Origin of the sequence: Pseudomonas syringae group sp. 247E2, from assembly GCF_032587795.1 — a bacterium.
Classification (GTDB): Bacteria; Pseudomonadota; Gammaproteobacteria; order Pseudomonadales; family Pseudomonadaceae; genus Aquipseudomonas; species Aquipseudomonas amygdali.
On the sequence record NZ_JAWHPK010000023.1, the window covers coordinates 144267 to 171052 of the forward strand.

Below are 26786 nucleotides of genomic sequence, written 5' to 3' on the forward strand. Positions count from 1 at the left end.
TCGGGCTCTCCAGAGCAGCCGGATAATGTCGGACCCGCGACTTCCTGTCTGTCACCACGGAAAGCTCACGGCCGGATGGGTGGGCATTGTCGCCCTTAACGGGCCGGTTGATCCAACTGTTCCAGCATCCACTGCAGAAAAACCCGGATTTTGGGTACGTCGGCAGTGTGTTCCGGATAGGACAGGTAGTACGCACTGTTAGTGCTGGGCAATGCGTAATCCCATGCAATTACCAGCTTGTTCTCTGCCAGTTCTTCCTCGACCAGAAAGCGTGGCAGCAGTGCGACACCGCAGCCGACCTGTGCGGCGCGGATGCACATATAGAACGTCTCAAAACGCGGCCCGTGATAACTGTGGTCGGTGTGATAGCCCTGGCTTTCGAACCATTCGTGCCAGGCTTCGGGGCGGAATGCGTTCTGCAGCAGGACCAGTTCGCTCAACTGAGTCGGGTCGCTGAGGGGGGCATCCGGCAGGCTCTCGGGTGAACACACCGCTACCAGTTCTTCGCCAAACAGCTTCACGCTTTCCGCGCCCGGTATGGCGGCCTGGCCGAAGTAGAACGACACGTCGCAACGTCCCTTGATCAGGTCGTCAGACTCCTGTTCGTTGATCAGGTCCAGGTGAATATGCGGATGACGCAAGCGCCAGCCCTTCAGGCGTGGCACCAGCCACCGGGCACCGAACGTCGAGGGCGTGGACACCCGCAGTACCTCGGTTTCTCCGCCGTAAGAGCGCAGGAAGTGAGTGGACATCTCTATCTGGGTCAGGATCTTGCGCACTTCGGCCAGATACAGCGCCCCGGCTGGCGTCAACTGCAAACGGCGGCGGACGCGCTGAAACAGCAGGTGCTGAACCAGCTCCTCAAGCTGCGCAACCTGTTTGCTGACGGCGCTCTGGGTCAGGTTGAGTTCTTCAGCCGCGCGGGTGAAGCTCAGGTGCCGGGTCACCGCCTCAAAGCATTGCAATGCGGCTATCGAGGGCAGATGACGTTTGTTCAGCATGATGGTTTCTCTGTTCGAGGCGCGAGGGTGCAGACACGGGCACTATGAATAATCGGAATGATATCTCGCTTAAAGGTCGTTTGTCGGTCGCATGCGGGAAGGTTATTACTGCGGTTGCGTGACGTGTGTTTCAGATTAAGGCGTTGATTCCGGCAGTTGCGGCTGAATCCGCTAGCCTCAAATGGTGCGTCTCGTAGCGTTCGCGCACCGGGCGTGTGCAATTCGGTGACGCGTGTTGTTACAGGTGGGTTGTCCAAAGGTATTGGGTCGGGTTGCTATTTGATCTGGCTTGGGTTGCCCTTTTTGTGGTGAGGGTTGCACCTTTGGCGCCTCAGGCGGTTGTACGGCCTGCGACTTGAGCGGTCATCTCACTGAATGGCTGGAAAAGCATGACATTTTCAATAAGGAAAAAGTGATGGCACGGGCCTTGCTCTAAGCAAACGCGTATCCGGGCAATCATGTAACCGCACTGCTAATTAAAAAAATATCCTCAGGAGCACCACTCATGTCGCATACGTTTTACAGGAAAGGTTTTCTGGCAATCGCAGTGGCAACTGCATTGGGCGTGTCTTCGTTTGCACAGGCGGACGTGAAAATCGGCGTTGCGGGTCCGATGACCGGCGCGAACGCATCATTTGGGCAGCAGTACATGAAAGGTGCGCAGGCTGCGGCCGACGCGATCAACGCGGCGGGCGGTGTGAACGGGGAAAAAATCGTGCTGGTCGCGGGCGATGACGCCTGTGAGCCGAAACAGGCCGTGGCAGTGGCCAACCGTCTGGTTGACCAGGACAAAGTGATCGGCGTGGTCGGGCACTTCTGCTCATCGTCGACCATTCCTGCTTCAGAGGTTTACAGCGATGCGGGGGTAATTGCCATCACGCCGGGTTCGACCAATCCGACGGTGACCGAGCGTGGCCTGAAGGAAATGTTCCGCATGTGTGGCCGTGACGATCAGCAAGGTGTGGTCGCCGGTGATTACATCGTTGATGTGCTCAAGGGCAAGAAAGTCGCGGTCATCAATGACAAGGACACGTACGGTAAAGGGCTTGCTGATGCCACTGCCAAACAACTGGTAGCGCGTGGCGTAAAGCCGGTACTTGAGGAAGGTCTGACCCGTGGCGAAAAGGATTTCAGTGCGCTGGTAACGAAAATCCGTTCGACCGGTGCCGACGTTGTGTACTTCGGTGGCCTGCATCCGGAAGCCGGTCCACTGGTTCGCCAGATGCGCGAGCAGGGCCTCAAGGACGTCAAGTTCATGTCCGATGACGGCATCGTGACTGACGAACTGGTCACCACTGCCGGTGGTGCGCAATACGTAGACGGCGTGTACATGACCTTCGGTGCCGACCCGCGCGTACTGCCGGACAGCAAGGCAGTCGTGGACCAATTCCGCAAGTCCGGTTACGAGCCTGAAGGCTATACCCTCTACGCGTACGCTTCGATACAGGCCCTGGCTGCCGGTTTCAATGGTGCCAAATCCAACAAGGGCGACAAAGCCGCAGAGTGGCTTAAAGCGCACCCGGTAAAGACCGTCATGGGTGAAAAAGCCTGGGATGCCAAAGGCGACCTGAAAGTCTCCGACTACGTGGTTTACCAGTGGGACGCCACCGGCAAATACAAGCAACTCGAAAAACAGAAGTGAGATAGACCTCGTGTCAGTTCTGCCCGGCAGACGCTGACCCGGTGATGGGCTCGCCCATGAGCGAGCCTGCATCTCTTTTATTGTTTTCGGACCTGTCGGTCGCACCTCACGAGGGTGTGATCGGCAGGGTGCTGAGCTGCCTTTCAGTGTGAGCGTGCGTGATGGATGGGATCTTCCTGCAACAAATGGTCAACGGACTCACCCTCGGGTCTGTCTATGGCCTCATCGCCATCGGCTATACGATGGTCTACGGCATCATCGGCATGATCAACTTCGCCCACGGCGACGTTTATATGATTTCCGCCTACCTGGCCGCTATCGGTCTGGCGGTTCTGTCTTTCTTCGGACTGGAATCCTTTCCATTCCTGATTCTCGGCACGCTGGTCTTCACCATCGTGGTGACTGGGGTATACGGGTTTGTCATCGAGCGCGTAGCCTACAAGCCGCTGCGCAACTCGACCCGGCTGGCACCGCTGATCAGCGCCATCGGTATTTCCCTGATCCTGCAAAACTACGCGCAGATCAGTCAGGGCGCTCGCCAGCAGGGCGTGCCCACGTTGCTTGAGGGTGCGTGGCGCTTCGAGATTGGCAGCGGCTTTGTGCAAATTACCTACACCAAGATCTTCATTCTCATCGCCGCATTTGTCGGAATGGGCGTGCTGACCTACATCATCAAATACACCAAGCTGGGCCGCATGTGCCGCGCCACGCAGCAGGACCGCAAGATGGCGTCGATTCTGGGCATCAACACTGATCGGGTCATCTCCTACGTGTTCATCATCGGTGCTGCCATGGCGGCGCTGGCCGGTGTGCTGATCACCATGAATTACGGCACGTTCGACTTCTATGCCGGCTTCATCATCGGCATCAAGGCGTTCACTGCCGCAGTGCTGGGCGGGATCGGCTCGCTGCCGGGTGCCATGTTGGGCGGCTTGATCCTGGGGGTTGCCGAGTCGCAGTTCTCCGGCCTGATCAACTCCGATTACAAAGACGTGTTCAGTTTCGGCCTGTTGGTGCTGATCCTGATTTTCCGTCCTCAAGGCCTGCTGGGTCGCCCACTCGTGGCGAAGGTATAAGTATGTCCGCTCCTGTTGCTGCTCCTGTCGTCAAACCTGTTGAAATCAAGAAAAGCCTGATAGATGCCGTGGTCGCGGGGCTGCTGGCACTGATCGTGTTCGGTCCCATCGTCGGGATTGTGCTCGATGGCTACAGCTTCAACCTGCAACCCACCCGCGTGGCCTGGCTCGTGGCCGTGGTCATGGTCGGGCGCTTTCTGATCAGCCTGTTTCTGCAAACACCCAAAGGCATACGTGTTTCCCAGAGCTTCGAAAGCTCCGACTCCGGCGTGCATGTGCTCAAGCCTGATCACAAATCCCGCCTGTACTGGATCATTCCGCTACTGATCGTGATTGCCATCGTGTTTCCGATCTTCGCCAACAAGTACATTCTGACCGTGGTTATTCTCGGGCTGATCTACGTATTGCTGGGGCTTGGCCTGAATATCGTGGTCGGCCTGGCCGGCCTGCTCGATCTGGGCTACGTGGCGTTCTATGCCATCGGAGCCTATGGCCTGGCGCTTGGCTATCAGTACCTTGGCCTGGGCTTCTGGTCGGCGCTGCCGCTGGCGGCAATTGCGGCGGCACTGGCCGGATGTATTTTGGGCTTTCCGGTGTTACGCATGCATGGCGATTATCTGGCCATCGTGACGCTGGGGTTCGGGGAAATCATCCGTCTGGTGCTGAATAACTGGCTGTCGTTCACGGGCGGTCCGAATGGTGTGCCGGTCCCGTCACCGACCTTTTTCGGCCTGGAGTTCGGGCGTCGTGCCAAGGACGGTGGCATTCCGATTCATGAATATTTCGGCTTCGATTACAACCCGGACCTGAAATTCCTGTTCATCTACACCGTGCTGTTTCTCGTCGTACTGGCCGTGTTGTTCATCAAGCATCGCCTGACTCGCATGCCGATCGGCCGCGCCTGGGAAGCCCTGCGCGAGGACGAGATCGCCTGTCGCTCGATGGGCCTCAATCATGTTCTGGTCAAGCTCTCGGCGTTCACCATCGGTGCTTCGACGGCTGGGCTGGCTGGAGTGTTTTTCGCCAGCTATCAGGGCTTCGTCAACCCGACGTCGTTCACCTTCTTCGAGTCTGCACTGATTCTGGCGATTGTGGTGCTGGGCGGTATGGGGTCGACCGTAGGGGTGGTTATCGCTGCGTTCGTGCTGACCGTTGCGCCTGAACTGTTGCGCAGCTTCTCCGAGTACCGCGTGCTGCTGTTCGGCATCCTGATGGTGTTGATGATGATCTGGCGCCCACGCGGGCTGATCCGCATCAGCCGTACCGGCGTGAAACCGCGCAAGGGTGCGCTGGTGACAGAAGGAGGTGCGCGATGAGTAATGAAGTGATTCTTTCCGTCGAGCACCTGATGATGCACTTCGGCGGCATCAAGGCTCTCAGCGATGTCAGCCTCAAAGTTCGCCGCAACTCTATCTTCGCTCTGATCGGCCCCAACGGCGCAGGCAAGACCACCGTGTTCAACTGCCTGACCGGCTTCTACAAGGCCACAGGCGGACGTATCGAGCTGCACACCCGCGACAAGACCACCAACGTGATCAGGTTGCTGGGCGAGCCGTTCAAGGCGACCGACTTTGTTTCGCCGAAAAGCTTCTTCAGCCGGGTGTACTACAAAATGTTTGGTGGTACCCATCTGGTCAACAGGGCAGGGCTGGCGCGCACGTTCCAGAACATTCGCCTGTTCAAGGAAATGTCGGTCGTTGAAAACCTGCTGGTTGCCCAGCACATGTGGGTCAACCGCAGCCTGATCAGCGGGATCCTCAATACCAAAGGCTATCGCAAGGCTGAAGAGGATGCGCTCAATACGGCGTTCTACTGGCTGGAAGTCGTGGACCTGGTGGACTGCGCCAATCGTCTGGCCGGAGAGCTGTCCTACGGGCAGCAACGTCGTCTGGAAATCGCCCGGGCCATGTGCACGCGTCCGCAGGTGATCTGCCTGGATGAACCGGCTGCCGGTCTCAACCCGCAGGAAACCGAGGCGCTCAGCGGCATGATCCGACTGCTGCGCGATGAACACGACATGACCATTGTGCTGATCGAGCACGACATGGGCATGGTGATGGGGATTTCCGACGATATTGTGGTGCTCGACCATGGCAACGTGATTGCCGCGGGCGGGCCGGAACAGATCCGCAACGATCCGAAAGTGATTGCTGCGTACCTGGGCGCTGATGAAGAGGAGCTGGTATGAGCAAGCCGATCCTCGAACTGAAAGAGATCGATGTGTTTTACGGGCCGATTCAGGCTTTGAAGAAGGTCTCGCTGCACATAAACGAGGGCGAAACAGTCAGCCTGATCGGCTCCAACGGTGCAGGCAAGTCGACGCTGTTGATGTCGATCTTCGGCCAGCCGCGCGCCGCCAGCGGGCAGATCATCTATCAGGGCACCGACATCACCCAGAAGTCCTCGCATTACATCGCCTCCAACGGCATTGCGCAGTCGCCGGAAGGGCGGCGGGTGTTTCCCGACATGTCGGTCGAGGAGAACCTGATGATGGGCACCATACCGATTGGCGACAAACATTCGGCTGAAGACATGCAGCGCATGTTCGAACTGTTCCCCAGGCTCAAGGAACGCCGCAACCAGCGCGCCATGACCATGTCCGGAGGCGAGCAGCAAATGCTCGCCATCGCCCGTGCGCTGATGAGTCGTCCCAGGCTGTTGTTGCTCGATGAGCCGAGCCTTGGGCTGGCGCCGATCATCGTCAAACAGATCTTCTCGACCCTGCGGGAACTGGCAGCGACTGGCATGACCATCTTTCTGGTCGAGCAGAACGCCAACCATGCGCTGAAGCTGTCTGATCGCGCCTACGTGATGGTTAATGGCGAGATCCGGCTGTCCGGCACAGGCAAGGAATTGCTTGTAAATGAAGAGGTCAGGAACGCTTATCTGGGCGGACACTGAGTTCGTCAAAACCCTGCCGTTTTCGACGCGCGCCTCGAATGTGCAAACATTCGGGGCGTCACTTTTTGCGATTGTGGAAAACAATTTTGACGGGTCTGCCAAGTGCGACATAAAACCGCTGCAAATGGTTGTTTTGTCACCGTTTTGACTTGTTCAGGTTTACTGTGGAACCGGCTGTTAATAACTTGGGAGTATGTGCCTGAAGCCCTTTATGCATAAGGCTTGCAGGCGATTGATTAAATTTTGATCAAGGGTTTTCGACCGGTTTTCAGGGGTGTTTGTCAACAGTATTGAAGCTGGTCGTTCATACAGCTTTTCCAGTTACACAGCCTGTGGATAAGTCTGTTAACAAGCCTTGGAAATAGTGATCCAGCCGTTACTGCGTCTGGGCTACAGGCCATTACGGTTTTCTGACGCCTCGTGGCGTCTTGGCAGTATCGGGCAAAGTCAAGGTCAAAACTTCTCCATACCTGCTGGAAGCCCCGAACTACGGGACTTTCAGCGTTACCGACTTGCCCCCAGAGATTGTGTGTCTGACTGTGGATAAGGTGGGCAAAACTGCCTGCAAGGCCCGTGGCGTATGGCTCGGCTTGAGTTGGTTGTTTTTTGTACAAATACACTGGGTTGTTGCATCGACGTGCCGCTGACGGGCATTCTGCTGCCCTCATCAGAACTTATTAACAGGTGCGCTGTTTTTCGCGCCAGGTCAGGAGAACGAAATGACTTCCACTGTATTCATCACGGGCGCTACCTCCGGTTTCGGTGAGGCCTGTGCCCGCCGTTTTGCCGAAGCAGGCTGGTCGCTGGTATTGACTGGCCGTCGCGAGGACCGTCTTGCCGCGTTGAGCGCCGAGCTGTCGAAGCAGACCAAGGTGCATACGCTGGTACTGGATGTGCGTGACCGCAAGGCAATGGAGAGTGCTATCGCAGATTTGCCTGAAGAGTTCGGCAGCATTCGCGGGCTGATCAACAACGCCGGTCTGGCGCTGGGGATCGACCCTGCGCCCAAGTGCGATCTGGATGACTGGGACACCATGATCGACACCAACGTCAAAGGTCTGGTCTACACCACACGCCTTTTGCTTCCACGTCTGATTGCGCATGGTCGCGGGGCAAGTATCGTCAACCTGGGCTCGGTAGCCGGCAACTATCCTTATCCGGGTGGTAATGTCTACGGTGGCACCAAGGCGTTTGTCGGGCAGTTCTCGCTGAACCTGCGCAACGATCTGATCGGCACTGGCGTACGCGTCACTAATCTGGAGCCGGGGCTGTGCGAGAGCGAGTTCTCGCTGGTGCGTTTCGGCGGCGACCAGGCCAAGTACGACGCCACTTACGCGGGCGCCGAGCCAATTCAGCCGCAGGACATCGCCGACACTATCTTCTGGATCATGAACACGCCAGCGCACGTCAATATCAACAGCCTGGAACTGATGCCTGTCAGCCAGACCTGGGCCGGTTTTGCGATTGATCGTAACCGCGGTTGATTGTTTGCTGATCGGGCCGCACAGGTGGTGCGGTTCGATCAATCAGTCTTCTACAGGCGTGGGCGGCGGGAAAGCGTTCACGAAGCGGTTCTCGACAAAGTCGGCCAGCCCGATGTAACAGGTTGCCAAGTGGTAAGGCGTGGTCGACGGCATGTCACTGCGGCTGACCGCGCCATCGGGCTCTACGCACTCGTTCCAGCCTTTGGCATGCAGGAAGCGCTGCGCAAAGGCTGACATCTGCGCAGCCAGGTTCGCCTCGCACTCTGGCCGCATTGCCATGGCTCGCAGGTATTCCGCCTGAGCCCAGATACGCTGGGTGGCGTCGCGTACCGTGCCATCAAGTGTCAGCATTGCAGTCACCGCGCCGCTCTGTGGCTCGACACCCTGTGCCTGAGCGTAAGCAAACGCGCGGGTCATGGATGCGTGCAGCTCACGTCCATGCAGCTCTGGCGACGATTGCAGCAGGAAGAACCATTCGAACTGATGACCTGGCTCGTACCAGTTATCCACAGCGCCCAAGGGTTTCTCCAGCATCACGCCGGTGGCGGTGTCGACAAAGCGACGCTGCATGTGGATAACCAGAGCGTCCAGCGCTGACTGGGTTGCAGGGTCGGCGCGCACCGACAGCGTTGCCAGAAAGGCCTCTGCCAGATGCATCAAGGGGTTCTGGAGCGGGCCGCTGCCCAGCGTCGACCAGTCCTCATCGAGTTGCGCTTCGTACAGCCCGTCATCGTCGGCAAAGCGCTCCGCTACAACGCTGAGCGCCGCATTGAGCACTGACTCTGCCAGCGGGTCCTGCACCTTCGCCCAGTAATGTGCGCAGGCGAAAATAATGAAGGCGTGAGTGTAGAGGTCCTTGCGGCGATCCAGAGGTTTGCCCTGTGGATCGATGCTATAGAACCAGCCGCCATGCTCGGCATCGTGGAAGTGCTGTTGCAGGGAGCGAAACAGCTCACCGGCCCGCGCCCGAGCGTTCGGCACTTCGACGTTATCGATAAGGCTGGAAAACAGAAACAGCTGACGTGCGCAGGCCATGGCTCGATAGCGTTGCGGCGGTAGAGGCTGATCGTTGGCGTCGAGCGCTTCGTAAGGCAATGCCAATTGTGCGTTCCAGCCAGGGCCCTGCCAGAGCGGAACGACGACCTGCAGAAAATGCTGCTGCAAGGCAGCGAACACCGAGGTCAATTCAGGCGTGGGGGCGGAACGGGTCACATGAGGCATCGGCTGGCATCGCGGCAGTGTCGAAGTGCGCAGCATGTTATCAGGATTGCTGCATGCGGGGTCGTGGTGATGATTCCTCACGCTCGGCGCGTGAGGAACCTCTTTCAGTCAGCCAATCAACGCCAGCCGCTCATTGATCGCCGCTTCGATCCCTTGGGCGTCCAGCCCGCACTCAGCCAGCATCTGCGCAGGCTTGGCATGCTCGACGTAGGTGTCCGGCAGGCCCAGGTGGAGTACCGACTTGAGGATATTGGCGCGTGCCAGAAACTCACTGACCGCAGCACCGGCACCGCCCATCACCGCGTTTTCTTCCAGTGTGACCAGTAACTCGTGGTTGGCGGCAGCTTCGCTCACCAAGGCTTCGTCCAGTGGCTTGACAAAGCGCATATCGATCACCGTCGCGTCGAGCTTCTCGGCCACCACCAGCGCATCGGCCAGTTGCACGCCAAACACCAGAATCGCAACGCCCTGGCCCTGACGACGCACAACGCCCTTGCCGATTTCGACCGGGTCAAGGCCTGTCTCGATCAACGCGTTCGGACCGGTACCGCGTGGGTAACGCACTGCCGCGGGGCCTGTGTGCAGGTAACCGGTGTTGAGCAGCTTGCGCAGTTCGTTTTCGTCACTCGGCGTCATGACCACCATGCCGGGGATGCAGCGCAGGTAGGACAGGTCGAAGCTGCCTGCGTGGGTCGGGCCGTCTTCGCCCACAAGCCCGGCGCGGTCGATGGCAAACAGTACGTCGAGGTTCTGCACCGCGACGTCATGCACCAGTTGATCGTAGCCGCGTTGCAGGAAGGTCGAGTAGATAGCCACGACCGGCTTGCTGCCTTCGCAGGCCATACCGGCAGCCAGTGTTACGGCGTGTTGTTCGGCGATGGCAACATCGAAGTAGCGTTCTGGAAAGCGTTCGCTGAATGCCACCAGGTCCGAGCCTTCCTTCATGGCTGGCGTGATGCCCACCAGCCGTGAGTCAGCCTCGGCCATGTCACAGATCCACTGGCCAAACACTGCGGAATACTTCGGCGCGCTGATTTTTTTCGGGGCGACAGGCGCATTCAGCGGCTCAAGCTTGGTAATGGCGTGATAACCGATCGGGTCGACTTCGGCTGGCGCAAAACCTTTGCCCTTCTTGGTGACCACGTGCAGAAACTGCGGGCCTTTCAGATCACGCATGTTGCGCAGAGTGGCGATCAGAGTCGGCAGGTCGTGGCCATCGATAGGGCCGATGTAGTTCCAGCCCAGCTCTTCGAAAAGCGTGCCCGGGACCAGCATGCCTTTGGCATATTCTTCGGTGCGACGTGCGATTTCCCAGGCGCCGGGCAGGCGCGAAAGCACCTTTTTGCTGCCTTCGCGCATGCTGCTGTACGTGCGGCTGGAAAGAATCTTGGCCAGGTAATTCGACAGACCGCCGACATTGCGCGAGATCGACATGTCGTTGTCGTTGAGAATTACCAGCATGTTGGCTGCCACTTCCGGCGCGTGGTTCAACGCTTCGAAGGCCATGCCGGCAGTCAGCGCACCGTCGCCGATCACGGCAATGGATTTACGCTCGCTGCCTTGCAGGCGCGAGGCAATCGCCATGCCGAGTGCGGCGCTGATCGAGGTGCTGGAATGCCCGACGCCGAAGGTGTCGTACTCGCTCTCGCTACGACGCGGAAAGGCCGCTACCCCATCCTTCTGGCGCAGGGTGGACATGCGCGCACGACGGCCGGTGAGGATCTTGTGCGGATAGGCTTGATGACCCACGTCCCACACCAGACGGTCGTCCGGTGTGTCGAAAACGTAATGCAGCGCGATGGTCAGCTCGATGACCCCAAGACCGGCACCAAAATGCCCTCCGGTCTGGCCAACGGAATACAGCAATTCCAGGCGCAGCTCATCGGCCAGGGTTTCCAGCTCGGCTTCGCCCAGACGGCGCAGGCCGTGCGGGGTATCGGCTCGGTCGAGCAGCGGCGTGACCGGGCGCTCGCGGGGGATCTCTTTGAACGTCGTGGGCATCAGGCGAATCGTTATAAGTAAAAGAGGCGGCAGTTTACCTTATGCATCGCAAGCTGCCCATGAAGTGAGTCGGCGGATAGTCCGCCGACTGACACGCTTAATGACTGAGACCTGACGAACCGTGGTTGATTCAGCAGATTTCCGGCTTCGGTGACGGTAATCAGTGGCGACGTTCGACGATATAGCGTGCCAGCTCGCGCAACGGTTCTGCGGCGGCATCGAACGTGCTCAGCGCTGTTAGCGCCTGATCACGCAGTTCCAGTGCATAGCGCTTGGCCGCTTCCAGGCCCAGCAACGCAGGGTAGGTCGGCTTGTCGCGGGCGATATCGGCACCCTGACGCTTGCCGAGGGTCGCAGTATCGCTTTCGACATCGAGAATGTCGTCCTGAACCTGAAAGGCCAGACCGACCGCGCGCGCATAAATCTGCAAGGCGTCAAGACGGGGCTGATCGGCTTGACCACTGGCCAGTGCGCCAAGCCGGACGCTGGCTTCGATCAACGCACCGGTCTTGTGCCGATGCATGTATTCCAGCGCTGCCTGATCAAGCTTCAGCCCCACAGAGCCCAGATCGATCGCCTGCCCGCCCACCATACCTGCCGGGCCGGCAGCGGCTGCGAGGGTATTGACCATCTGCAGACGCGTTTCAGCATCGCGTGAGGTCAGGTGCGGCGCGAGCAGTGCAGTAAACGCCAGGCTTTGCAGGCCGTCACCTGCGAGGATCGCGCAGGCCTCATCGAAAGCCTTGTGCGTGGTCGGCTGGCCGCGACGCAGGTCGTCATCGTCCATCGCCGGTAAATCGTCGTGCACCAGCGAGTAAGCGTGAATCAGTTCAACCGCACAGGCGGCACCGTTGGCATCCTCGGCTACGCCGCCCAGCGCTTCGCAGGCCGCGTAGGCCAGCAGCGGGCGCACGCGCTTGCCGCCGTTCATCACGCTGTAGCGCATGGCTTCGTAAAGCCGGTTCAGCTCAGGGCTCGGTGCCTGAAACAGTTTTTCGAGTGCTGCGTTGACGCGAGTCTGGCTTTGCGCTTGATAGCTCGCGATCATTCGGGAAGTTCCGCATCGTCGAACGGCTCTTCGCTCAGTTCGCCATCGCGCTCCAGCAGCACCTGGACCTTCTGTTCGGCCTGGGTAAGGGCGCTTTGGCAGTCGCGGGTCAGGCGTACACCTTGCTCGAAGGCGGTCAGGGAGTCTTCCAGAGACAACTCGCCATTCTCCAGCCGCTCTACCAGCGCTTGCAGGTCAGCGAGTGACTGTTCGAAATCCAGTGCAGCTTTCTTGCGGGCCATGGGGGCATTTCCGGTAGAGGTTAAACCGCGCGACACTAGCAGAGCGAGGGCTTCTGGGCAAATAACGGCGACGGAGCAATGCAAGGGCAGCAACTATCAGGATTAACCCGCAGCGAACCCGTTCTGTAGGTCTGCAATCAGGTCTTCCGGGCTTTCCAGGCCAACCTGCAGCCGCAGCATCGGGCCGGTGCCGCGGTCAGGACCATATTGCTCGACTTCAGTGATCAGGCTTTCAAAACCGCCCCAGGAGTAACCAATTCCGAACAGTTTCAACGCGCCGGTAAATCGGTCCAGCACCTGCCGGTCAACGGCATGGAATTCGAAACTGAGCAAGCCGTTGCAGCCATGGAAATCGCGCTTCCAGATGGTATGGCCCGGATCGTCCGGCAATGCGGGATACAGCACGCGGGCAACCTGAGGCTGGTCCTGCAGCCATTGTGCAATTTGCATCGCGTGGCGTTCATGCATGGCCATGCGTGCCGCCAGACTGCGGGCACCGCGCAGCACCAGATACGCATCGTCGGGGCTGACGGTATTGCCCACGGCGGTGTTCATGGTCTTGAGGGTTTTCCAGTGCGCTTCGGTGGTGCTGACGCTGCCCATCATGACGTCGGAATGCCCGGCCACGTACTTGGTCAGGGCCATCAGGGAAATGTCCGCGCCCAGTTCCAGCGGCTTGAACAGAATTCCCGAGCCCCACGAGTTATCCACAGCCAGCAGTAGATCCCTGGCCTTGCACACCTGTGACAGTGCAGGCAGGTCGCACATGTCGAACGTCAGCGAGCCGGGCACTTCAGCGTAGATCATCCGTGTGTTGGTCTTGATCAGCGATTCCACATCACTACCGTCAGCCGCGTAGAAATCGAACTGGATGTCGAAGGCGGTCAGCATCGTTTTTGCCAGGCGCCGAACGGGGCCATACACCGATTCAGTAATCAGCACATGGTCGCCTGGGCGCAGAAACGATTGAAACATCTGCGCCACTGCCGCCAGCCCGGTCGGGTACAGGCAAGTACCGTGTGCGCCCTCAAGCCCGGAAATCAGATCCTGCAAGGCAAACGCCGTCGGGTTGCCGTTGGCACCGTAAGTCAGTGAGCGCTCAGGCCCCGTGGTGCGAATTTCCGCCTCGCGCAAACTCTCCAGACTGTCGAACAGCACCGTACTCAGACGCACGACCGGCGGGTTGACCGCCAGCCCTGGCCCGCTGCTGGCGCTACGGCCGCGTTGCGACAGGGCGGTGTGGGCGCGAGGGTCCTTATCGTGCGGCATTGGAGGCTCCAGTCAGGGAAAGGGCAAGCAGGCAGACTGCCGCTCAGGCATGCACAAGCGTAATGCATCGTGCGTCTGGCAGGTATCACTGATCGCTCAGCACAGCACTCGCATAGAACTCATGCAGCTTCGCCTGCAATAGCTGCCTGTCCGGCAAGCGGGTCTGGTACTCGGCAATCAGCGCGGGTGAAAGCGAGCGGTTCAGGGCGTACTCGACCACTTCATCGTTTTTGCTGGCGCAGAGTAAAACGCCGATGGCCGGGTTTTCATGGGGTTTGCGTACATTCCGGTCCAGCGCTTCAAGATAAAAGTCCAGCTTGCCCAGGTATTCGGGTTCAAAGCGGCCGACCTTGAGTTCGATGGCAACAAGGCAGTTGAGGCCGCGATGGAAAAACAGCAGATCCAGCGCAAAATCCTGGCCGCCGACCTGCAACGCGTACTCGGAGCCGACAAAACAGAAGTCGCGGCCCAGCTCGATCAGAAAACCCCTCAGGCGTTGCAGCAAACCGCGGTGCAGGTCAGCTTCGGCGTGTCCCGATGGCAGCTCGAGAAACTCCACCATGTAGGCATCACGGAACACATCCAGTGCTGCCGGTCGGGTTTCCTTGAGCATCGCCGAGGCTTTGGCCGGCTGGGTGATACTGCGCTCGAACAAGGCGGTCTTGAACTGGCGTTCCAGCTCGCGGCTGGACCACTTTTCCCTGATTGCCATGCGCAGATAAAACTCACGCTCTTCGGGGCGCTTGCTTTGGCTGAAGATGATCAGGTGATGAGTCCATGGCAATTGTGTCAGCACTGCTGACACTTTCTCATCGTCGCGGTAAACCTCGAAGAACTGGCGCATACGAAACAGGTTTCGACGCGTAAACCCGCGCAGCCCTGGCTGGGTTACAGCCAGATGCTCGGCAAGCTGGCTGACCACCGCGTCACCCCATTCGGCGTTTTCAATCTTGCGGCTGATGTAAGCGCCTACCTGCCAGTAAAGCTCGATCAGGCGAGTGTTGACCGCCTGTGCAGCTTGCTGTCGAGCGCCCTGAATCATTGCGAGCACTTCATCAAAGCGATCATTTACAGGCGTATGCGGTGCATTGGGAGTACTCATGCTGCAAGTACTCCACTGCATGGAAAACCGGTGTCGAGTTGCAAGTGAAAATCTGGATGGGCAGTTGTCCGGCTCATAGGGCGCGTCCTTGGGCAGTGGCTAAGGACGCTACCTTACGTTCAGATCACGACTGTCCGACCCAGAATCTCTTTTGAGTGTGTAGCACCAGGTTTCTGTTTGCGCAGGCCTTGACTTGCGTCTTATTTATCCAGGTCGGATGCCTGATGCCGCTCCGGCACCTGATCCGCCTCTTCGCCCCAAGTGCGGTTGACCTTCTGGCCTTTGATGACAGCAGGGCGCGTGGCGATTTCTTCCGTCCAGCGAATCAGGTTCGGGTATTCGTGCACCGACAGGAACTCGGCGGCCGAATAAACCTTGTTCCTTACCAGCGCGCCATACCATGGCCAGACCGCGATATCGGCAATCGTGTAGGTATCGCCAGCCAGGTAGCGGTGCTCGCCCAGTCGGCGGTTCAGCACATCGAGTTGGCGCTTGGCCTCCATCGCGAAGCGATTGATGGGGTATTCGAGTTTCTCCGGCGCGTAGGCGTAGAAGTGCCCGAACCCGCCACCCAGGTAGGGCGCAGCGCCCATCTGCCAGAACAGCCAGTTCAGCGTTTCGGTACGGCCTGCCGGGTCGGCGGGCAGGAAACTGGAAAACTTCTCAGCCAGGTACAGCAGAATCGAACCGGACTCGAATACCCGAACAGGTGTTTCATGGCTTCGGTCCAGCAATGCAGGGATCTTGGAGTTGGGGTTGATCTCGACAAAACCGCTGGAGAACTGATCGCCCTCGGAAATGCGGATCAGCCAGGCGTCGTATTCCGCCCCGCTGTGCCCCAGCGCCAGCAGCTCTTCGAGCATGATCGTGACCTTCACCCCGTTGGGTGTGGCCAGAGAATAAAGCTGCAGTGGGTGCTTGCCGACGGGCAGTACCTTGTCATGCGTGGGACCGGCTACGGGCCGGTTGATGCTGGCGAACGTACCGCCTGCTTTTGTTTCCTGCTGCCATACCTTCGGCGGGGTGTAAGGGGTTTGGGTCATGAGTAGCCTCGCTTGTTCAAGGGTGATCGCTGGACCGGTCGTATTGCGAATGACCATTGACGTTATAGATCAACGTGCGCGGATGGAAGTGCCTTGCGATTCTGATCGAGCGTGGCGAGGCCTCGAAAGGGCCATTTAGCTGCCGCCGGTAGTTTGTGGAATATTCCTACAGTAACTAAGGCGTCGTCCTATAGCTGTAACTCTATGAAAGAAGAGAACATGTGCCCGCAGCAGGAGGCCATAAGGTTATCCATTTATGATCTTGATTGTCAAAATCGTTCTCTGATCTACCTGTCAATAGCTGGATACCGTATGTCGTCATCTCGCAGCACAAGCTTTATAAAATGGCGTGACCTGATCATCAATCTCGTGTCCAAGGAAATTAAAATCCGTTACATGGGTGCGACGCTGGGCTTCGTTTGGTCATTGGGAAATCCGCTGGTTGTTACACTCACGTATTACACGGTTTTTACCTATATCCTGCCCAGCAGTCAGGACCGTTTTGCACTTCATCTGGTAACGGGTGTTGTCCACTGGATGCTTTTGGCGCAAATAGTTTCACAGAGCGGGGAATGGCTCATCAATAACGGCAATCTCATTCGAAAGTTACGGTTCCCGCGTATATTGCTACCCCTCTCCGGAGCATTGTCGATTGCTGTGTTCTGGGCGGGCTGCATGATCGTGTATGCATCGTTATTTCCCATGCTGGGTGGCGTGTTTTCACGCGCTCTGTTTTTTTATCCCATTGTACTGATTGCGTTCATGGCGCTGATTATGGGGTTCGGTCTGGCGCTTAGCGTCATTCAGGTAACTGTGAGGGATGCAAAACACTTCATCGATGTGTTTCTGCCCTTGCTGTTCTGGTTGACGCCAATTGTGTGGGTCACCTCCGCGCTGCCCGAGGGTGTCGCCAGCATAGCGGCCTACAACCCGGTAGCTCTTTATTTCGATAGTTTCAGCAGCATTTTGCATGCTGGTGTGGTTCCAGACACCCGTGATCTGCTGCTTTGCGTGTTGATGGGGGCCGCCTCGTTGCTCATCGGCCTGCTGATATTCAGAAAGGTCGACGACGTGGTGGAGTATTTATGAGCCGCGTCGTCATCAAGGCGGAAAACCTTACCAAACAGTTCACTCTTCGCCACAACAGGGGCGGTTTGAAAAGCAAGTTTCTAGGCCTGTTCGATGCTCGATACCGTGAGCATGCCGAAACGTTCATGGCAGTCAGCGACGTGTCGTTCACCTTGCATAAAGGGGAGTCGCTTGCACTTGTGGGGCATAACGGTTCAGGTAAAAGCACGCTCTTACAGCTGGTTTCACGCATCCTTGTTCCCACCAGCGGACGCTTGACTACGGTGGGTCGTGTAGCCCCTTTAATAGAAATCGGTGTGGGCTTTCACCCTGATCTGACAGGGGAGGAGAATATCTATCTTAACGCCAGCCTGTTCGGGTTAAGTAACAGGGAAGTACGTTCGCGTTTCAACGAGATCGTGGATTTTTCCGGGCTGGGAAACTTCATTGATACTCCGGTCAAGAACTATTCATCGGGTATGTATATGAGGCTGGGTTTTTCGGTAGCGGTTCATGTTGAGCCACAGGTTTTGCTGGCTGACGAAGTGCTCGCTGTGGGGGACGAAGAGTTCAAGCGCAAATGCCACGAGCGAATTCGCACTTTGCAGGATGACGGCATGGCCCTGATTCTTGTTACCCACGCGGTAGAAGAGGGTAAAGAGTTTTGTCAGCGCTATTTGACGCTTGAGCGTGGCCGGATGATTGAACACGGTTGTTATTGATTCATTGCTGTCAATGCCGCTTCGTCAACTTCAAATCACCCATTCAAAAGGGATTTTCATGCTGCAAATTATCGTTCCAATGGCGGGTGCCGGGAGTCGCTTTGCGGTCGCGGGCTACACCGATCCCAAGCCGTTGATCCCTGTACATGGCGTACCGATGATCAAGGTCGTGATTGACAACCTGACGCCGGATTGTCCGCACCGATTCATCTTCATCTGTCAGGCGGATCAGGTCGCAACCTATTCGCTGAAGGAAAAGCTGAATGCGTGGGCACCTGGATGCGACATCGTCGAGCTTGGTGGGCTGACGGGGGGCGCCGCGTGCTCCGTTTATGCCGCCAGGCACCTGCTCGACTATAGCCAGCAAGTGATGATTGCCAACAGCGACCAGTATGTCGATGTGGACATAAACGCTTATCTGCAGGCAATGAACGAGAGTGACGCAGCGGGCTTGATCATGACGATGAAAGCCAGCGATCCGAAGTGGTCGTTTGTGGGCTTCAGCGCAGAAGGCCTCATCACCCGCGTAGTGGAAAAAGAGGTCATCTCTGACGAAGCCACTGTCGGCATCTACAACTTTCGCAATGCAGGTCAGTTGATATCGGCCATCGAGACAATGGTCATGAAAGATCTTCGCGTCAATGGCGAGTTCTATGTTGCCCCGGCGTACAACGAGATCATCGGACGCGGCGCCAAAGTGATTCATTACAGTATTGGCGCAGAGGGTCATGGCATGTACGGCCTGGGTATACCGGCAGACCTGAACCAATTCCTGTCGTTGCCGCTAAGCAGGCAGGCAGCCTCGGGAAGGCAGGCCTGACATGCAGATCATCAGCCATCGTGGCTATTGGCTGCAAAAGCCGCAGCGCAATTTGCCCGAAGCATTTCACCGATCATTCGACCTTGGTTTCGGCACAGAAACCGATGTCCGTGATGTAGCGGGTCAATTGGTTATTTCTCACGACATGCCCGTTGGTGGCGAGCTGACGCTTGAGGAGCTGCTCGCCATCATGGCAGGTCGTAACTTGCCACTGGCCATCAACATCAAAGCTGATGGAATGGCGCAGGCGCTCGCCAAAACCTTCGCTCGATATGGTCATACCAACTGGTTTGCCTTCGATATGGCGGTACCGGACATGCGCAGTTACTTTCACGCGAACGTTATTACTTACACCCGGCTCAGCGAAGTTGAACCGTCCCCAGCCTGGATCGAAAAGGCAGCAGGTGTCTGGCTTGACGGTTTTGAGGGGGAATGGTTTTCCAGTCAGGTTATTGGCGATCTTCTATCTCAGGGCAAGCAGGTGTGTGTGGTATCTCCCGAGTTGCACGGGCGTGACCATGGCGGCCTGTGGCAGCAATTGCTTGAGCTCGAAGCGCACGACGGTTTAACGATTTGCACTGATATTCCCGCAGACGCAGCCACTTTCTTCAAGTGAGGCAATCATGATCAAGGCAGTGATATTCGATATGGATGGCGTCCTCATTGAAGCCAAGGAATGGCATTACGATGCACTGAACAAAGCCCTCAGCCTGTTCGGTTACAACATCAGTCGCCATGAACACCTCACCGCCTACGACGGTCTGCCCACCTCGCGCAAACTCGACATGCTGAGCGTAGAGCGCGACCTGCCGGTTGCGTTGCACGCATTCATCAACGAAATGAAGCAGCAGTACACCATGGAAATCGTGTACGCCCAGTGCAAACCGACGTTTGTGCATCAGTACGCGTTGTCATCGTTGAAAACAATGGGCTACAAGCTGGCGGTTGCATCCAACTCCATTCGCAACACCGTGGAGGTCATGATGAACAGGGCAGACCTGGAGCGATACCTCGATTTGCAGCTCTCCAACGAGGATGTCAAACATGCCAAGCCAGCTCCCGATATCTACACCAAAGCCATCAGGCAACTGGGCCTGATGCCCGAAGAGTGTCTGATCGTCGAAGACAACGAAAATGGTATCAAAGCCGCCAGAGATTCCGGTGCCCATGTTCTGGTCGTGGCTGAAACCTGCGATGTAAACCTCAATAACATCCTCGGCAAGGTCGATGAGATCAACGTCGACAAGGTGGCTAGCCTGTGAGCGCATTGAACATCATTCTTCTGTCGGGAAAGAAGGGAGAGACGTCGCTCGACGACGGCGAGTACCCCGAATATCTGTGCGAATGCAATGGCAAGCCACTGATCCATACGCTGATCGACAACTGTGCTGCGCTTGAGCCGCGCAGGATCATCTGCACATTCTCGAATGACGATGTCACTCGGCTGCACCTTCGCAACATGGTCCAGCAAATGCACCCTGCGGCCAGTGTTCTGCCCATTAACAAAGTCACCCGGGGTGCCGCCTGCACGGCACTTCTGGTGAGCGGGCAAATCGACAACGATGATCAGTTGTTGATTCTCAGTGTCAGTGATTTTCTGGATATAGAGCTGCGTGACGCCGTACGTGCGTTTCGGGACAACGATGAAGATGCCGGCGTGGTTATCTTCAATTCACTGCACCCTCGCTATTCATTCGTACGTCTGGATAGCCACTGCCGGGTCATTGAAGCTGCCGAAAAAAATCCGATCAGTCCCCACGCCATTGCAGGTGTGTACTGGTTCAAATCCGGCTCGCTGTTCGTGGCGGCGGCGAAAGAGATGATTCGCAAGGATGCCAGGGTCAATGACAACTTCTACATAGCACCCGCCCTCAATGAGTTGGTGCTGTTACAGAAAAGGATCGGTGCCTACCGAATCGAACCCAGTCAGTACCGGCCACTGAAAACCAATAGTCAGCTTCACGCTTTCGAAGCAGGAGAAATGCGATGAAAACGGCAAGACTGCAAGACATGGTCAAAGGCTGGTTTGTGGGCGGCTTCGAGCCTGCTGCTTTCAATACCGAGTCCTGTGAGGTCGGGGTCAAGATTTACCAGGCAGGCGAAAAGGAAGCTGCCCATTATCATAAGGTTGCCACAGAGATAACCGTGCTCATTTCCGGGTCCGTCAACATGCGCGATCAGGTCTGGCATGCAGGCGACATCATCGTTCTGGAGCCGGGCGACATCACTGCGTTCGAAGCGCTCACTGATGCAACCACCGTTGTCGTTAAGGTGCCCGGCGCGCTTGCCGACAAGTACGTCGTCTGAACCATGAAAACGACCCATCTCCAGCACCATCCAAGCCTTGGTTACCTGGCGGCGGACAGCCTGCGTAAGCTCCCGGTTGGCCTGCTGCTGCCCCATGAATGTTCGGGTTTTGTTTCGTTCCGCGCCCATCCGTTTCGCAAGCCGGAGCGGGTAATCAAAAACCTGCATGCCGCACTGCGTCCGTTATCCATGTACGACTCGGGTAGTTACTGCTTTTATGGTGTCCAGAGTGATTCACCGCTGGCGCCACTGCTGCTGTGGGACGGTGCCCATTTTCTGAATGTTGGCGAGAAGATTACAGTTGTCGAAGACACTGAGTTTGAGTGCTATCTGGACCGTGAATATTTTGCCGGATCACTCAAGGTAATCGAACGCTCGGCCACCTCTGTCACCTACAAAAAGGTAGCAAGGCTGGCGGCGGAGTCCGATGACGATCTTGATGGCTGGAGCTTTTGCCTTCCTGTAGGGCCAGGAGACGCCACGGTCCTGAATGCGGTAGTGAAGCGCATTCTGGAAATTGACGTCCCGCGCAAGGAGATACTTCTGTGTGGCACACCGGGAAGCAACTTCGCCTATTTCGACAAGGTCCGCATCGTGGGGCAGGACATTACCGCTCCGCCAGTGCAGATCTGCAAAAAGAAAAATCGTCTCGCTCTGGAGGCCGGATTCAGCAATCTCGTGATCCTGCATGACCGCGTATTTCTACCCAGGAATTTTGGAGAAATCGTACGTCGCTTTGGTCCGCGCTATCCGTTGATGACACTGCAAAGCATGTTTTTCGACAATCGGCTCAGTATGCACCCTCGCCGCTATTCGGATTACGGCATGGCTTTGGGCGCGATAGCCAACGGTCTTCAGGGGGTGAGCCGAAACTGCAGCGATGCAGCGAGTATCGCCCCGTCGATTTTTCCAGAGATCGAGCGGACCGGTTTCAGTTATGCCAGTGCCATGCGTTACAACAGCGACTCCTGCTACGCGACCGGCAGTCTCTACATCTGCCGGAAGGAAGTGTGGAATGCCTTCCCGTTGGACGAGTCTTTGTATTGGGTTGAATTTGAAGACATTGAACACGGTATGCGCCTGTCAAAAGCTGGCGTACCTTGCAGGGTCAATCCATTCGGCATTACGCAATCAATCACCTCCCGTGCGCTATTGGGATCAGAGACTTTGGTGCAATCAGCAAGTGGCAAACTCGGACGCATAGGCCCGCGTTACTTCTCGGTTCTGAACAAGAAGCCTCTGATCAACATCTCCAGCAAAACGGCTCTCGCCAGGCTGCACCAGTTCGCAAGTAAGTACCTCGTCAGCCGGGCAACAGTGAGTATACCGACCGGGGTTTGTCATATAAGTGTTCGAGCCTGGATCGAGCTGATCAGTCATGTCGTTCAGCAGTCCACGTTCAAAAACGATATTGGAACGGTCAGAGAATTTATCAGCGACTTTGAGAGGCTGGTGTTGTTTGACCAGCTCCCAAGTACGCGGCAAGAGTTTCTGGTCAATCGCTTCCTTGCAGACCCTGTGCTGGCCAAACAGACGCTGATCACCCAGAGCTGTGAAGTGCGCAATATGTTGCGTCAACGCAGTACGCAGACATGGTTTGTTCGTCAGCAGGATGATTACTTTCATCACATCCTCCTGTCGCTCCCGGGTATTTTGATTTCGGCGGTTCGTGCTTGCAGAAACAACGGGAAAATCTTCTATTTTGAAGGCGTGTGGGCTGCGGTGAAGGCTATCTATAACTCCACTCCCTTCAAGTCCTATGCCAGAGGTTCAAAATGAAGATATTCGTCGTGTCTCATTTGAGCCCCAGGCCGGCCAGTCATGAGCTGATCTGTCAGCTGTCCCACATCCAGCACGCGTATAGAAAGACAATCCCGGTGCTTGTCATCGATGACCGCTACAACCTGACCGAACTGCCCATCAGCGATCTACCGACGGACCACGTCCAGTTCAGTCTGGAAGACTTCCTTCACGGAAATGGCCTGAGCGGCATCGTGGCGAACAGCGTTGCGCGTCATATGGATAAGGTCGAGAGCGTATGGGTACTGATTGATTTTGGTCAGCATGACTCGGCTACCTGCATGGACTTCATCCAGAAAATGGCTCGCTACAACTATTTGAGCCCAAGGCTTCGAAACCGAAACATCGTGATCATGGTGCCTGCCATGCACCTGGGTATCTATTCGCGAACCCTCAATGCCTCGTTCAATAACCTGCCTTCAATCACAACAGCTGCAGCTCGTTCGGCTCAAATCGGGAGGTTATTCATGGTCACTCGTCTTGAGACGGTGCTGATCAGCCTGCCAATGCTGGCTGGAGTCCTGCGTCGCATGCATCGTCTTTTTTTGCGCGTCTTTCGGCGTGCTGCGAGATTTATCTGACTGATCTGTTCTCGTCGTCATCTCCCATTAAGGTTAAAAACATGCCTCATCTTGTGGCCGTTGATTCCAGAAAAATCAGCGTGGTTATCCAGGGGCCTCTTTATCGCAACCTGAGCCCCCAGCGGAATATCTTCGCCTGTATCGCATCGGTCAGGACACACCTGCCACATGCCGAAGTTATCGTCTCTACCTGGTGTCATGAAGATACTTCTGCGGTTGAAGCGGATCAGCTCATCATGTCGGATGATCCGGGTGCCTTCGTCGACGATGCCGGTAATCAGATCAACATCAATCGCATGCTGCGATCGACGTTGTGCGGTATTCAGGCCGCCTCAAGACCGTATGTCATGAAGATGCGCGCCGACCACAACCTGACCAGCCCTGCACTGGCTGTCATAGGCCAGCCAGATGATGCCAACCCTGGCGAAACGCGCTTGTTCGAAACGCCCATTACCACCACGACGCTCTACATTCGTGACCCTGAACGGTTACCGATGTTGTTCCACATATCAGACCTTGTTCAGTTCGGCGCACGCGATGCGATGCTCGCCATGTGGGAACAACCGCTGTTCGAAAGGGATGCGCTTTTCAACGACAAGCCGTCTCGCAACCCGTTTGGCAACTTCATTGGTTATACCTCCGCGCGCATGGTGGCAGAGCAGGCGCTCATGCTTGGCGTCATGCACAGGAGTGGCATTGACGCCCGGCTCGCACGACCTTGCGAGGTAGGGCTGAGCAACCTGAAACTGTGGGATAGCGTCTTGAGGTGCAATTTCAGGGTCTTGAACCATCATGAGGCCGGAGTCGATTTTCCTGAGCGTTTTCTGACAGGCAGCCACGTATTAAAGACGCTCTACAAAGCCACCGATATACATCAGTTGCGGAGTCTCGACGCAAGTGGCTACAGGTTGAGAATAGCGCGCATCTGGCTCAATCAATACGTGCTGACCTGCCTGCGCCCCGGCTGGTGGATTTCCTCGGCGACCATCGTACTGTTCAGCATCTCGCCGACTTTCGCCAAGCGTGTTCGGTCGTACTGGCGTACGTTCAGGAAAGTGGCTCATGCGCAGTCGTATCGGGTTTGAAGGCTGGGCGTGGGCCGGTACAGAAAATACGTCACGAGCTAAGTAAGCGCTCATCCAGCTTGCTGAGCAGCGCATACGGGTCAGTCCCGATCCCCCGACAGACATCCATGAACTCAATGACATAGAGCCCGCGCTCGGCGTTCTCCGTCTTTGAGACAAATCACTGTGGCCGCCCTAGCCTGATGGCCAATTCTTTTTGCGTCATACCGGCTGCGCTGCGCGCTTCCAGCAAAAGATCAAGCAACGCTTGGTAGCGGGCGTTATGGATGGTTTTCACTTGGCAAACCCTCTGATAGTCCGGTTACCTGAATAAACCTGACTTGGGATTATCCTAAAGTGGGTTTCGACCGGGACAACCAGCAAAGTACTGTCAATGGCTGATTTGGCGGGAAGTTTCTCAAGTAGATGATATCCACTGCCCAGCCGGGAGAAGAACGCGGGAGGCATTAAAAAGCCGGCTTGTGGCCGGCTTCTCGTAGGCGGTTCCGATCTATTTTTGATAGACCGCAATCGCCTTCAACAGATGCGCCTCTTGAAGAAGCGCGAATAGGCAACAGGGCAAACGGATCACATGCCCCATTCAAACACCGCATCGCATGACTGCGTCGGGTGCTCTGGATGGCGCACAGAATACTGAAATTCTCCGCCAATGCCCAGCCCGAATGCCTTTCAACCCCAAACGCCTCACAACAGCAGCATCGCATTGCGCCGACTGTTGAGTGTCGACCACCAGAATATCCAGCCCAGAATCCGTATTTTCTCCCGGTCGATGTCTTCGGCACTGAACAGTTCATCCGGGTATTCGGCGTCGTTATGGCTGCGCAGGCGCAGACCGCCATTGGGCATGCGGTAGAGGTAGCGCACGCGCAGTATGCCGCCGTGCTCGAGGGCGTAGATTTCGCCGTCGATGACCTGGGTCAGTTCGCGGTCGACGCCGAGAATCGAGCCGTCCTGGATCTTGTCGGCCATGCTGTTGCCGACCATGGCGACACACATGCAGTTTTTTGGGTCGATGCCCATGGTTTGCAGAACTTGCACGGGCAGGCGGATTTTTTGCCCAGGGGCTTCGGAAAGGACGGTTTTGCCGACGCCATGAGTGGATTCAACCTCCGTGTAGATCTGAATTTCCACATCGCCGCGCAGCACGTTTCTGGTCTGCTGGATGACCATGCGTGTGTCTTCACCAGTGTTTTCATCGGCCGATTCATTGGGATGTTTGGGCCCGTCGCCCGTGCGCAGCCAGCGTGCGTTTACGGTTAACAGTTCAGCCACCTCATCGATCCGCGCCATGGGCACGCCACGTTTGAACCAGTTATTGACGTGTTGCGGCGTGATTTTGCGGTTGGCCGCAAAGTCAGTCGCTGTGAGATGGCACTCCCGAAGGAGGATGCGGAGTCGATCGCCTGATGTATTCATAGGGCGAAGTCTACGGACGTCGCTTGGGCGTTTAAATGAACGAGGTGTTGAGATCGACGTTATCCCAAGGGGGTGGCGGCTATTCGGACTACGGATGGAATGAATATCGTGTAGGCAGATTCCGTAATAGCGCTTTTTTGGCTAAACGACGTATCGGGCGTTTACCCTTGCTATACGGGAATTAACGAACTGTTTATCGAGCGCCTAAAAGTCGAACGCATTTTTAAACGTGTGCGCTGCAAAAAAATGGATAGGTGTGTTTCAAGGAACGGTATTGGCGGGGAGCAGCGGCAGGGAAGGGGTCAAGCGTGTTTCAGGGCACGTGTGTGGCGTGCCCTGAAACGCCAGATCAGTGATCAGCCTTTGAACGCTGCAACCGATTTGGTGATCTCGGCGCGGGCAGCGTCAGCATTGCCCCAACCTTCGATTTTTACCCATTTGCCTTTTTCGAGATCCTTGTAGTTCTCGAAGAAGTGCTTGATCTGTTCAAGCAGCAGGGCTGGCAGGTCGGTGTACTCTTTGACGTCGACATACAGCTGGGACAGCTTGTCGTGTGGCACTGCGATAACCTTGGCATCGCCACCGCCGTCGTCAGTCATGTGCAGAATGCCGACCGGGCGGGCACGGATGACCGAACCTGGGGACACCGGGTAAGGCGTCACCACCAGCACGTCCAGCGGGTCGCCGTCGTCAGCCAGCGTGTTAGGGATGAAACCGTAGTTGGCCGGGTAGAACATCGGGGTGGCCATGAAACGGTCAACGAACAGGCAATCGGTTTCTTTGTCGATTTCGTACTTGATCGGCGCATGGTTGGCCGGGATTTCGATCGCGACGTAGATGTCGTTCGGAAGGTCTTTGCCTGCCGGAATCTTGCTGTAGCTCATTGGGCATTGCCCCCATAGTTGACCAGACAGATTTTGGCGCGAACCGCCAAAAAGTGGTCCGGATTATAGGCAT

Annotated in this window: 26 protein-coding genes and 1 pseudogene; 16 read left to right on the forward strand and 11 right to left on the reverse strand. The window is 56.8% G+C overall.

Translation table 11 applies throughout. From position 1 onward, the window contains the following. Positions 1-95: 95 nt before the first annotated feature. On the reverse strand, positions 96-1001 hold the full coding sequence (locus RYC18_RS19680; protein WP_005742976.1) for a LysR substrate-binding domain-containing protein: 906 nt from the start codon (positions 999-1001) through the stop codon (positions 96-98). Positions 1002-1506: 505 nt separating this feature from the next. Between RYC18_RS19680 and RYC18_RS19685 the strand changes: the two genes are divergently transcribed. From RYC18_RS19685 to RYC18_RS19710, 6 genes are all read left to right on the forward strand, one after another. After that, positions 1507-2643 (forward strand): branched-chain amino acid ABC transporter substrate-binding protein, encoded by a 1137-nt coding sequence (locus tag RYC18_RS19685; protein ID WP_010193574.1) that lies wholly within the window; start codon positions 1507-1509, stop codon positions 2641-2643. A 161-nt stretch (positions 2644-2804) separates the two neighbouring features. Further along, positions 2805-3719: an ABC transporter permease subunit gene (locus tag RYC18_RS19690; protein ID WP_002551844.1), complete on the forward strand. Its 915-nt coding sequence runs from the start codon at positions 2805-2807 to the stop codon at positions 3717-3719. Positions 3720-3721: 2 nt separating this feature from the next. Beyond that, a complete protein-coding gene (gene livM, locus RYC18_RS19695) occupies positions 3722-5035 on the forward strand; it encodes a high-affinity branched-chain amino acid ABC transporter permease LivM (protein WP_002551845.1) in 1314 nt (437 codons plus the stop codon). Further along, positions 5032-5907 (forward strand): ABC transporter ATP-binding protein, encoded by an 876-nt coding sequence (locus RYC18_RS19700; RefSeq protein ID WP_004654666.1) that lies wholly within the window; start codon positions 5032-5034, stop codon positions 5905-5907. The genes livM and RYC18_RS19700 overlap by 4 nt, the downstream gene beginning before the upstream one ends. Beyond that, positions 5904-6620: an ABC transporter ATP-binding protein gene (locus RYC18_RS19705; RefSeq protein ID WP_003376368.1), complete on the forward strand. Its 717-nt coding sequence runs from the start codon at positions 5904-5906 to the stop codon at positions 6618-6620. Before RYC18_RS19700 ends, RYC18_RS19705 begins: the two co-directional genes overlap by 4 nt. A 719-nt stretch (positions 6621-7339) precedes the next feature. Continuing rightward, the gene (locus RYC18_RS19710; RefSeq protein ID WP_005742971.1) at positions 7340-8104 is read left to right on the forward strand and encodes an SDR family oxidoreductase; all 765 of its coding nucleotides are present in this window, start codon (positions 7340-7342) and stop codon (positions 8102-8104) included. A 42-nt stretch (positions 8105-8146) separates the two neighbouring features. Here RYC18_RS19710 and RYC18_RS19715 read toward each other — a convergent pair whose 3' ends face one another. The 7 genes from RYC18_RS19715 to yghU all read right to left on the reverse strand — a co-directional run bounded on the left by RYC18_RS19715 (position 8147) and on the right by yghU (position 16030). Continuing rightward, positions 8147-9361 (reverse strand): AGE family epimerase/isomerase, encoded by a 1215-nt coding sequence (locus RYC18_RS19715; protein WP_316886628.1) that lies wholly within the window; start codon positions 9359-9361, stop codon positions 8147-8149. A 72-nt stretch (positions 9362-9433) separates the two neighbouring features. Then, positions 9434-11326, reverse strand: a complete 1893-nt coding sequence (gene dxs, locus RYC18_RS19720; RefSeq protein WP_004666391.1) for a 1-deoxy-D-xylulose-5-phosphate synthase — start codon at positions 11324-11326, stop codon at positions 9434-9436. Between the two features lie 160 nt (positions 11327-11486). Next, entirely contained in the window at positions 11487-12374 is an 888-nt protein-coding gene (locus tag RYC18_RS19725) for a polyprenyl synthetase family protein (RefSeq protein WP_002551851.1), read from the reverse strand. Beyond that, positions 12371-12616: an exodeoxyribonuclease VII small subunit gene (locus RYC18_RS19730; protein ID WP_002551852.1), complete on the reverse strand. Its 246-nt coding sequence runs from the start codon at positions 12614-12616 to the stop codon at positions 12371-12373. Before RYC18_RS19730 ends, RYC18_RS19725 begins: the two co-directional genes overlap by 4 nt. Positions 12617-12718: 102 nt before the next feature. Beyond that, positions 12719-13885, reverse strand: a complete 1167-nt coding sequence (gene metC, locus RYC18_RS19735; RefSeq protein ID WP_004666389.1) for a cystathionine beta-lyase — start codon at positions 13883-13885, stop codon at positions 12719-12721. Positions 13886-13970: 85 nt separating this feature from the next. After that, positions 13971-14987: a YhcG family protein gene (locus tag RYC18_RS19740; RefSeq protein ID WP_316886629.1), complete on the reverse strand. Its 1017-nt coding sequence runs from the start codon at positions 14985-14987 to the stop codon at positions 13971-13973. 200 nt (positions 14988-15187) lie between these two features. Continuing rightward, complete coding sequence (gene yghU, locus RYC18_RS19745; protein ID WP_005752809.1) at positions 15188-16030, reverse strand: glutathione-dependent disulfide-bond oxidoreductase; 843 nt, start codon at positions 16028-16030, stop codon at positions 15188-15190. A gap of 312 nt (positions 16031-16342) precedes the next feature. Here yghU and RYC18_RS19750 point away from each other — a divergent pair, with 312 nt between their 5' ends. From RYC18_RS19750 to RYC18_RS19795, 10 genes are read left to right on the forward strand one after another with little or no spacing between them, the layout of a single operon-like run. Beyond that, positions 16343-17119, forward strand: coding sequence for an ABC transporter permease (locus RYC18_RS19750; RefSeq protein ID WP_005742965.1), 777 nt, complete (start codon positions 16343-16345; stop codon positions 17117-17119). Beyond that, positions 17116-17820 carry an ABC transporter ATP-binding protein gene (locus RYC18_RS19755; RefSeq protein ID WP_005742963.1) on the forward strand — a complete coding sequence of 235 codons (705 nt, stop codon included), beginning with the start codon at positions 17116-17118 and terminating at the stop codon, positions 17818-17820. The genes RYC18_RS19750 and RYC18_RS19755 overlap by 4 nt, the downstream gene beginning before the upstream one ends. A gap of 58 nt (positions 17821-17878) precedes the next feature. After that, on the forward strand, positions 17879-18640 hold the full coding sequence (locus RYC18_RS19760; protein WP_005778922.1) for a glycosyltransferase family 2 protein: 762 nt from the start codon (positions 17879-17881) through the stop codon (positions 18638-18640). Position 18641: 1 nt separating this feature from the next. After that, complete coding sequence (locus tag RYC18_RS19765) at positions 18642-19256, forward strand: hypothetical protein (protein WP_005731151.1); 615 nt, start codon at positions 18642-18644, stop codon at positions 19254-19256. Positions 19257-19263: 7 nt separating this feature from the next. Further along, a complete protein-coding gene (locus tag RYC18_RS19770; protein ID WP_002551860.1) occupies positions 19264-19902 on the forward strand; it encodes an HAD family hydrolase in 639 nt (212 codons plus the stop codon). Further along, complete coding sequence (locus tag RYC18_RS19775) at positions 19899-20630, forward strand: glycosyltransferase family 2 protein (RefSeq protein ID WP_316886630.1); 732 nt, start codon at positions 19899-19901, stop codon at positions 20628-20630. The genes RYC18_RS19770 and RYC18_RS19775 overlap by 4 nt, the downstream gene beginning before the upstream one ends. Next, the gene (locus RYC18_RS19780; RefSeq protein ID WP_002551862.1) at positions 20627-20947 is read left to right on the forward strand and encodes a hypothetical protein; all 321 of its coding nucleotides are present in this window, start codon (positions 20627-20629) and stop codon (positions 20945-20947) included. The genes RYC18_RS19775 and RYC18_RS19780 overlap by 4 nt, the downstream gene beginning before the upstream one ends. 3 nt (positions 20948-20950) lie before the next feature. Beyond that, entirely contained in the window at positions 20951-22726 is a 1776-nt protein-coding gene (locus RYC18_RS19785) for a hypothetical protein (RefSeq protein WP_316886631.1), read from the forward strand. Continuing rightward, positions 22723-23328, forward strand: coding sequence for a hypothetical protein (locus tag RYC18_RS19790; protein ID WP_316886632.1), 606 nt, complete (start codon positions 22723-22725; stop codon positions 23326-23328). Before RYC18_RS19785 ends, RYC18_RS19790 begins: the two co-directional genes overlap by 4 nt. A gap of 41 nt (positions 23329-23369) precedes the next feature. Next, the gene (locus RYC18_RS19795; RefSeq protein ID WP_057402871.1) at positions 23370-24413 is read left to right on the forward strand and encodes a WavE lipopolysaccharide synthesis family protein; all 1044 of its coding nucleotides are present in this window, start codon (positions 23370-23372) and stop codon (positions 24411-24413) included. Between the two features lie 31 nt (positions 24414-24444). Here RYC18_RS19795 and RYC18_RS19800 read toward each other — a convergent pair. From RYC18_RS19800 to ppa, 3 genes and pseudogenes are all read right to left on the reverse strand, one after another. Next, positions 24445-24690 (reverse strand): annotated as a pseudogene (locus tag RYC18_RS19800) (helix-turn-helix domain-containing protein). 407 nt (positions 24691-25097) lie between these two features. Further along, positions 25098-25829 (reverse strand): helix-turn-helix transcriptional regulator, encoded by a 732-nt coding sequence (locus RYC18_RS19805; protein ID WP_316886633.1) that lies wholly within the window; start codon positions 25827-25829, stop codon positions 25098-25100. Positions 25830-26185: 356 nt separating this feature from the next. Beyond that, positions 26186-26713: an inorganic diphosphatase gene (ppa, locus tag RYC18_RS19810; protein ID WP_002551870.1), complete on the reverse strand. Its 528-nt coding sequence runs from the start codon at positions 26711-26713 to the stop codon at positions 26186-26188. Between the last annotated feature and the right edge of the window lie 73 nt (positions 26714-26786).